Genomic DNA, 8,191 nt, shown 5'->3' with positions numbered 1-8,191 from the left:
CCGCCACTTGGCCGCTCAGCAACGCCCCTGCCCCGCGCGCGGCGTAAAGCCCTTCGCTGTTCTCGCGCAGGATGACGTAGTCGATGTCGCCGGCCTTCACCCCGGCGAGCGGGCTCGTCACCCCTTCGAAGAGCCTGATCGGGCGGATATTGGCGTAGAGATCGAGCTCGAAACGAAGTCTCAGCGTGAAGTCGAGGCCGGCTTCCGTGCCGTCCGGATAGACCACGCCGGGCAGGCCGCCGGCGCCGTGCAGGATCGCGTCAGCCGCCCGGCACGCCGCGAAGGTTGGCTGGGGAAAGCTCTGCCCCGTCTTCAGGAAATGCTCCGCGCCAGCCGGATATTCGGTGAAACGCAAGGGGCAGTCCGGCCCGAGTGCCGCATTCACCACCTCGACGGCCGCGGCGCACACCTCGGGGCCGATGCCGTCGCCATGCACGACCGCGATCTGGTAGACATCCTTCATCGCCAATCCCTCAGGAACCGCAAATATTCAGATGCATTTGCCGCCGTCGACATTCAGGTCGACGCCGGTGATCATGCTGGCTTCGTCGGAGCACAGGAACGCCGCGGCGTTGCCCATGTCCTGTGGCGTCGACAGCCGGCCGCTCGGGATGGTGGCGACGACGCGGGCGCGGTTTTCCTCGCCGGAGCCGATGAAGGTGGACAGAAGCGGCGTATCGCCGGCGACCGGGTTGATCGCGTTGACGCGGATACCGAACGGCGCGAGTTCCACCGCCATGGCGCGGGTAGCGGCGATCGCCCAGCCCTTGGAAGCGTTGTACCAGGTGAGGTTCGGACGCGGCGAGACGCCGCCGGTCGAAGCGACGTTGAGGATGGCGCCGGACTTGATTGATTTGAAATGCGGCACCACGGCGCGGGCGCCGTTGTAGATCGAGCGCATGTTGACGTTGGCGATGCGGTCGAACAGGCCTTCGGCCATCGTCTCAAGCGGCAATGGCGGCTGCGCCACGCCGGCGTTATTGACGAGTATGTCGAGCCCGCCGAAGGCCGAGAGCGCCAGGTCGGCGGCCGCCGTAAAACTCTCCAGCGTCGAGACGTCGCCCGTGATTGGCCGCACCTTGTCGCCGGCTTCGCCAGCAACGCGCGAAGCCGCGGCTTCGTCGCGATCCATCAGCACGACAGACGCGCCTTCCTCGACGAATTTTTTGACGATGCCTTCGCCAAACCCCGACCCGCCACCGGTGACGATGGCGACCTTGCCAGCAAGTCTCATATCTGTTCCTCCGTTGCCGGCACCATCGGGGAAGACGCGCGCGTTGCACAGTCCGATTATCTGAACGCCCTTTTAGCTTTCCTTGTTTGAGGTCGCCCGAAGCGGGAGTAATAGTCGCCTCGGAATTCGTGAGGAGGAGACGATGACGCTGAACTTCGACCCGAGGGCGAAGGCCACCACGCTCTACCATGGCGAATTCCGGCCGATGTTCATCGGCGGCAAGTGGGTCGCGGCGCAGTCCGGCGAGGTGATGCAGGCGCTAAACCCGGCGACCGGCGAGGTGCTGGCGACGGTGCCGCGCGGCGGAGCCGCCGACATCGACGCGGCGGTGGCCGCCGCGCGCGTGGCCTTCGAAGGCCCCTGGTCGAAATTCTCGCCCTACGAGCGGCAATGCGTGTTGCTCAGGATCGCCGACCTCTTCGAAAAACATTGGGAAGAGCTCAGCGTCTCGGACACGCTCGACATGGGGCTGCCGATCACCCGCACGCTAGCCAACCGCCGCCGGGTCATCGGTATGCTGCGCTTCTATGGCGGCATGGCGACCGCGCTGCATGGCGAGGCGATCGACAATTCGATCCCCGGCGAGATCGTCACCTTCACCCGGCGCGAGCCGGTCGGCGTCGTCGGCGCGATCATTCCCTGGAATGCCCCGACCGCCGCCTCGGTCTGGAAGATCGCGCCGGCTCTCGCCACCGGCTGCACCATCGTGCTGAAGCCGTCCGAGGATGCGTCGCTGACGCCGCTCCTGATCGCTAAGCTGATGCAGGAAGCCGGCGTGCCCGACGGCGTCGTCAACGTCGTCACCGGAACGGGCGCCGAGGCCGGCGCTCGGCTCGCAGAGCATCCGGACGTCAACAAAATCGTCTTCACCGGCTCGACGCTGACCGGCCAGGCGATTGCCCGCGCCGGCGTCGCTAACCTCAAGCGCGTCTCGCTGGAGCTCGGCGGCAAGTCGCCGATCATCGTCTGCCGCGACGCGGACATCGACAAAGCCGTGCCGGTCGCGGCTATGGCGGTGTTCGTGCATTCGGGCCAGATCTGCATTGCCGGCTCGCGCCTGTTCGTGGCGCGCGAGATCCATGACGAGTTCGTGCGCCGGGTCGCCGAGTTCGCCGGCAAGCTGCGCATCGGCCACGGCATCGAGGCGGAGACCGAAATCGGACCGCTGATCAACGCCAGGCAGGCCGGCAAGGTCGAAGGCTACATCAAGGCCGGCAGCGACGAAGGGGCCAGGCTGGTCGCCGGCGGCTCGCGGCTGACGGGCGAGCTCTATGACGGCGGCAACTTCATCGCGCCGACGGTCTTCGGCGCGGTGTCCGACAAGATGACGATCGCGCGGGAAGAGATCTTCGGTCCGGTCATTTCGGCCATGCCCTTCGACACGCTGGACGAGGCCGTTGCGCGCGCCAACGCGACGCCTTACGGCCTGGCGGCCGGCATCTTCACCACCAATCTCGGCACCGCGCATAAGCTGGCCCGCCGCGTCAAGGCCGGCTCGGTCTGGGTCAACATGTACCACGCCATCGATCCGGCCGTGCCGTTCGGTGGCATGAAGATGTCCGGCTACGGCCGCGAAGGCGGCGTCGAGCATCTGCACGAATATCTGGAGACGAAGGCGGTCTGGATTCAGACAGATTGATATTCAGGTGAGGCCGGCCTGCGAAAGGCGGGTACGCAAATGCCCATGCCTTCGTCATCCTAGGGCGAAGCAAGGAGCGAAGCGACGCGCGCAGACCCTAGGATCCATGCCTGACCTTGCGAGCGCTGCTGGGGTGAGGAATAGTCACCAGCCGATCCCGAGAAATAGCTCGGACCAAGTCGGATTGGTCTTCTCGATCAGTTCGACCTTCCATTGCCTTTGCCAGCGTTTCAGCGATTTCTCGCGCTGAATGGCGTCGGCGATATCGAAAAACTCCTCGTACCAGACCAAACGCTGTACGTTGTAGCGGCTGGTGAAGCGTGAACCTTGGCCAGTTTTGTGCTCTGGAATTCGGCGAGCGAGGTCATTGGTGACACCGATGTAGATCGTGCCGCCTTTCTGGCTCGCGGTCATGTAGACGTATCCGGTCATGTGGAGGATCCTAATCGGTGCTGCTGTCAACGACCATCCTGCACCGTGGCACTCTACGGTCGAGATTCCGGCATGGATCCTAGGGTCTTCGCGCGTCGCTTCGCTCCTTGCTGCGCCTAGGATGACGAACGGAGTGGCTTTCTGCACTATTCTCTAAAACGCCGTACTCAGTGAGCCAGCTCGCGCAGATTGGTGCGGATCAGGTTCATCAGCTGTTCGGAAAAGGAATGGTGCACGTAGCCGCGCGCGGTGATGATGCCGACGGAGCGATGGGCGTCGCGATGGTCGATCGACACCACCCGCATGCGCTCGTCATTGCGCGAGATGGCGATGCCCGGCACCACGCAGACGCCCAGTCCCGATGACACCAGCGCCACCGCCGTCTGCGCGCTTTCCACTTCGTATTGCGGCTTGAGCTCGATCCCTTCCGCCGCCGTCAGCCGGTCGAGCAGGCCGCGCACCGCCGTCTTGCGGTTGAGCAGGATCAGCGGGAAGCGCTTGAGGTCGGACAGATTGAGCTTCTTCTCGCCGCCATAGGTCTCCACCGGGATGCAGGCCATCAGCGGATCGTCCAGGATCGACTCGAACTGGAAGTCGTTGAGGTTCGGCACTTCCGGGCCGAGATAGAACTCGACCTCCTGTTGCTGCAACAGCGCAAGCGCGGCCTGCGGCGGGGTTTCGATGACCTCGACGATCGAGCGCGGATAGCGCAATTTGAATGTCGCCAATATGTCGCCCAGCCGGCTCGCCGCCAGCGTCGGCGCGCAGGCGATCTGCACCTTGCCCTTGCGCCGCGCGGCGATCTCGGTCAGCCGGTCGAGGCTGGTCTGCACCTGCGACATCGCATTGGCGATCTCCTCGAACAGAACCTGGCCTTCCGGCGTCAGGCTGGCGCGCTGCGCCGTGCGGATGAAGAGCGAGATGCCGATCTGCTCCTCGAGGTCGCGTATCTGCATGGAAACGGCCGAAGGGGAACGGTTGCTCTCTTCGGCCGCGCGCCGGAAGCTGCCGTTTTCGGCGGCGAGCAGGAACGTCTGCAGAAGTTTGAGGTTGATGCTGGACATGTCCGCTCGGGCAGGTGATCTGGCCTCCTGACCTATTCAGACGCGGAAGCGATTGCAAGGCAATAGGGCCGTCCCAGGCCTTAGCCAGCAAATCTGTTCCAGTTCAATGAACGGCGGCGAACATCACGCGTTCTTCGGTTGCGTCCGACAGCATCATCTCCTCGACCACGCGGCCGCGCTTCACGACCAGGATGCGGTCGGAGACCGCTAGGATTTCCGGCAGATACGACGAGATGACGACGACGGCCATGCCCTGATCGGCAAGATCGCTGATGAGCTGGTGGATCTCGACGATCGCGCCGACATCGACACCGCGCGTCGGCTCGTCGAAGATCACCAGCTTGGGCTGCTGTATCAGCGATTTGGCGATCACGACCTTTTGCTGGTTGCCGCCCGAAAGCTCGATCATCCTGGCGCGCTCGCTGATCTGCTTCAGCCTGAGCCGCTCGCCCCATTGCTTGGCGAGCTCCCTGGCGCGCGCCAGGGAAACGATCGACACCGGGTTGGATTTGTCGGTCAGCTCGCCGATCTGCAGGTTCTCGCCGGCCGTCATCGTCTCGAAGAAACCGTCGAACTTGCGGTCCTCCGTCACATAGACGATGCCGTCGCGCACCGCCGGCCGCGGCACGCGATAGCGCACCGACTTGCCGAGCAGGCGGATTTCGCCGCCATGGAAGATGTTGCGCTTCAACAGCCCGGCAACGACCTTGGCCATCTCGGTGCGGCCGGCGCCGACCAGTCCGAACATGCCGGTGACCTGCCCCGAAAACACGGAGAAGGACGAGTTGCGCACCAGGCCGGCGCAGGAGAGGTTCTCGACCGAAAGCACCTTGTCGCCATAGGGGCGCGCGGTGCGCTTGACCTCGCCATGCAGCGTTTCGGTGAGCGTCCGGCCGACCATGGCCTGCACGATCGAGGCGCGGGTGAAACCCTTGGCCTCGCCCGAAGCCACGATCTCGCCGTCGCGCATCACGGTGATGCGGTTGGCGACGGCGAGCGCCTCTTCCAGCGCGTGGGTAATGAAGATGATGGCGATGCCTTCCTTCACCAGCCGCTGCAGCAGGTTGAAGAAATGGCGCTTCTCTTCCGGCGTCAGCGTCGCGGTCGGCTCGTCGAAGATGATGACCCGGGCCTTGTGGTGGACGGCGCGTGCTATCTCCACCATCTGCTTGTGCGCCGCGCCCAGCGTGCTCACCTGCGCGGTCGGGTCCACCTGGAAGCCCATGCCGGCGAGGAACTGGCGCGCCTGGATGTAGAGGCCGCGCAGCCGGTTGAACATCTTCTCCTCGCCGAGATAGAGGTTTTGCGCAACCGTCATGGCCGGCACCAGATTGGTCTCCTGGAACACCATGGCGATGCCGGCGCGCAGCGCTTCGGCGGGCGTTGCGAAAGACGCCTCCTTGCCGTCGAAGAAGAGCTTGCCCTCGGTCAGCTTGAACACGCCGGCCATGACCTTGGTCAGCGTCGATTTGCCGGCGCCGTTTTCGCCGAGCAGCGCGTGGATCTCACCCTTGCGCAGGTCGAAAATGACGTTCTTGAAGGCGGGGATGCGCGAGAACGCCTTGGTCGCGTCCCTGAGCTCGATGATGTTATCCGACATCGCTTAACCCCGCTTGCCGCTGGCGGCCTTGGCCACGCGCACGATCCTCGACCCGCCGCGCGAGGCGACGAGCAGATCGTCGTCGACCTCGCAGGCGCTGATCGTGCCGTGCACCGTGCCGTCGGCCCGCGAATGGAAGCTCGACAGGGGCTTCATGTTCTGGTCGCAATGGACCACCAGCCCGTAGGACCTGGTGACCGCGTAGGGCTTCAGCACGTTCATCTGCTTGAGCTGGCTGCCCTGCATCGGCTCGCGGTAGTCGCGCCACGAGCTGAGCGACGGCGCCATCCAGTAGGCTTCCGGTATCTCAACCAGCATGCGCTTGCGAAAAGTCTCCTCGCGCAGGATGAACTCCACCAGCTGGTTGCGCACGGAATAGACGGTCAACCAGTAGCCGGCGTTGAAGGCGGGCGCGATGCGCGCCGGATAGGCCGGCAGGTGTTCCAGCACCGGCGCCGTCGCCTTGCCGGCGAGATCGATCGCCAGCACGCGATGGCGCCAGGCCTCGCTGACGTAGACGCGGTTTGATCCGGTCGTGGCGATGCCGGCCGGCCAAGCGAGGCCGTCGCGGATCAGCTCCAGCCGGCCGCTTTTCAGGTCGAGGCGCCAGACCGAGCCTGAAGCGTTCTTCTGCATCAGGTCGCGGCGCCAGGCGCTCGCCGGCAGCGTGGCCGAGCCATTGGCGACCAGCAAGGTGTTGCTGTCGAGGAAAGTCAGCGCGGTGACGCAGGACAGCCTGCGGGCCTCGTCGCCCGTCGCCTGCCGCCCGTCATGCAGGCCGCCGCGGATGACGACGCCCTTGCCGTCGGTGGCCAGGGCGGTCATGCCGCGTGCATGGGCGAGCGCGGTGATCTCGCCCGGAAATTCCTGCAGGACCTCGGCCTTGCCGTCGGCATCGAACCGCATCAGCCGGTTCGCGCTGCTCGCCAGCATGCCCTTTTCGGTCCGCACCAGATTGTCGGCCTCAGCGAGGCCTGCGAAGAGCTCCGCCTCCTCAAGGTCCTGGTTGGGCAGCAGCGGCCCGTCGAGCGTCGGAACGGTCACCGCCCAGTCGCCACGGCCAAGGAAGCGATCGAAAAGCCGGCTCACGGCGCTCATGGCTTTTTGCCCCAGTAGGAATCCGAGCTGAACCAGCTGGGGTCGGCGCCCTTCAGCGGCAGCGTTCCCATGCGGTTGTTGAAGATGCCGCAGAGATAGAGGATGCCTTTGTGCTCGCGCATCGAAGTAATCATCGGATGCTTCTCGCCGGCCTGGTCCCACAGGCTTTCCAGGATCTGGCCCTTCTCGTCGAAGCGCAGCACGCAGCCGGTGTTGAGGTTGGGCATCAACCAGGCATCCTCCGACACGCGCCGCGCCATGCGGCGGCGGAAGCCCGGCATTTCCAGCGACAGGTCGAGCGCCGGCGTGCGCATGCCCATCAGCGCCAGCCAATAGGTGCCGTCGGAGGCGCGGTTGATGTTGTCGGGATAGCCGGGCAGTCCCTCGATAACCCGCTCCACCTTGCCCTTCTTCGGTCCGTCGAAATAGTAGCGGCTGATGCGGCAGGCCCAGCTTTCCGCGAACAGCACCGACTGGCCGTCGAAGGCGGTGCAGATGCCATTGGGGAAGACGAGGTTCGACAGCAGCGTGCGGGTCGAACCGGATTTGGGGTCGTGGACGATGATGCGCCCGTTGCCGCGGCTCTCCAGCGCGTCCGCGTACCAGTCGTGCATCTCGAAGCGCACCGTGGCTTCGGAAAACACGATGCGGCCGTCTGGGAGAATGTCGCAGTCGTCGGCGAGCTTCATGGTCGAGTCGTCGACCACCGATGTCAGCGAGCGATTGGTCTCGGCGGTGAGCAGCTTCACCTCGCCCGCCGGCGAGACCTGGTAGAGGCCCATGCCGGCGACGCAGATGACCAGATTGTCGTCGCGGTCGAAGGCCATGCCGAGCGGCGAGCCGCCGATATGGGCGAAGACTTCGCTCTCCGTGTAGTGCGGCGGCTGGAAGCGCAATATGTCGCCCTGGCGGCTGCCGGTGTAGAGGCGGTCCTGCCGGTCGAAGATCACATCCTCGGCGCCGTCGAGGAAGCCGAGGCCGATGACGCCGACATCTTTCAGCCTGTCGTTCACCGCCATCGGCACGCCGGGCTCGGTCGAGATCGCCTGCGGCATCTTGGCGAAGGTTGGCGAGATATAGACGCTGCGCAGGATCTTGTGGCGGTTTTTTACCCCCCGCACAAC

General features: G+C 64.9%; 8 protein-coding genes. 1 reads left to right on the top strand and 7 read right to left on the bottom strand.

The window, feature by feature from the left end:
• Positions 1–463 (bottom strand): isocitrate/isopropylmalate family dehydrogenase (locus EOA28_RS16415; protein ID WP_245501533.1); only part of this gene is annotated, 463 nt, incomplete at its 3' end.
• Between the two features lie 27 nt (positions 464–490).
• Positions 491–1,234, bottom strand: coding sequence for a glucose 1-dehydrogenase (locus EOA28_RS16410; protein WP_128315053.1), 744 nt, complete (start codon positions 1,232–1,234; stop codon positions 491–493).
• Positions 1,235–1,376: 142 nt separating this feature from the next.
• Here EOA28_RS16410 and EOA28_RS16405 point away from each other — a divergent pair, with 142 nt between their 5' ends.
• Entirely contained in the window at positions 1,377–2,873 is a 1,497-nt protein-coding gene (locus tag EOA28_RS16405) for an aldehyde dehydrogenase family protein (RefSeq protein WP_128315052.1), read from the top strand.
• Between the two features lie 144 nt (positions 2,874–3,017).
• Here the strand turns inward: EOA28_RS16405 and EOA28_RS16400 are convergent, their stop codons facing one another.
• The 5 genes from EOA28_RS16400 to EOA28_RS16380 all read right to left on the bottom strand — a co-directional run.
• Positions 3,018–3,305, bottom strand: coding sequence for a GIY-YIG nuclease family protein (locus tag EOA28_RS16400; protein WP_126081846.1), 288 nt, complete (start codon positions 3,303–3,305; stop codon positions 3,018–3,020).
• 167 nt (positions 3,306–3,472) lie between these two features.
• A complete protein-coding gene (locus EOA28_RS16395; protein WP_128315051.1) occupies positions 3,473–4,369 on the bottom strand; it encodes a LysR family transcriptional regulator in 897 nt (298 codons plus the stop codon).
• A 103-nt stretch (positions 4,370–4,472) separates the two neighbouring features.
• A complete protein-coding gene (locus tag EOA28_RS16390; RefSeq protein ID WP_128315050.1) occupies positions 4,473–5,969 on the bottom strand; it encodes a sugar ABC transporter ATP-binding protein in 1,497 nt (498 codons plus the stop codon).
• A 3-nt stretch (positions 5,970–5,972) separates the two neighbouring features.
• On the bottom strand, positions 5,973–7,067 hold the full coding sequence (locus EOA28_RS16385; protein WP_128315049.1) for an SMP-30/gluconolactonase/LRE family protein: 1,095 nt from the start codon (positions 7,065–7,067) through the stop codon (positions 5,973–5,975).
• A partial coding sequence (locus EOA28_RS16380) for an SMP-30/gluconolactonase/LRE family protein (RefSeq protein WP_148670734.1) occupies positions 7,064–8,191 on the bottom strand: 1,128 nt, incomplete at its 5' end. The genes EOA28_RS16385 and EOA28_RS16380, both read right to left, overlap by 4 nt.

The organism is Mesorhizobium sp. M2A.F.Ca.ET.067.02.1.1 (assembly GCF_004023285.1).
Taxonomy (GTDB): Bacteria; Pseudomonadota; Alphaproteobacteria; order Rhizobiales; family Rhizobiaceae; genus Mesorhizobium.
The sequence above is the reverse complement of the archived record's forward strand: the minus strand, read 5'-3'. Positions and strand labels throughout refer to the sequence as shown.

Excerpts from the sequence above, each read along its gene's own strand:
- EOA28_RS16410 (WP_128315053.1), bottom strand. The coding sequence starts at position 1,234 with ATGAGACTTGCTGGCAAGGTCGCCATCGTCACCGGTGGCGGGTCGGGG.
- EOA28_RS16405 (WP_128315052.1), top strand. The coding sequence starts at position 1,377 with ATGACGCTGAACTTCGACCCGAGGGCGAAGGCCACCACGCTCTACCAT.
- EOA28_RS16400 (WP_126081846.1), bottom strand. The coding sequence starts at position 3,305 with ATGACCGGATACGTCTACATGACCGCGAGCCAGAAAGGCGGCACGATC.
- EOA28_RS16395 (WP_128315051.1), bottom strand. The coding sequence starts at position 4,369 with ATGTCCAGCATCAACCTCAAACTTCTGCAGACGTTCCTGCTCGCCGCC.
- EOA28_RS16390 (WP_128315050.1), bottom strand. The coding sequence starts at position 5,969 with ATGTCGGATAACATCATCGAGCTCAGGGACGCGACCAAGGCGTTCTCG.
- EOA28_RS16385 (WP_128315049.1), bottom strand. The coding sequence starts at position 7,067 with ATGAGCGCCGTGAGCCGGCTTTTCGATCGCTTCCTTGGCCGTGGCGAC.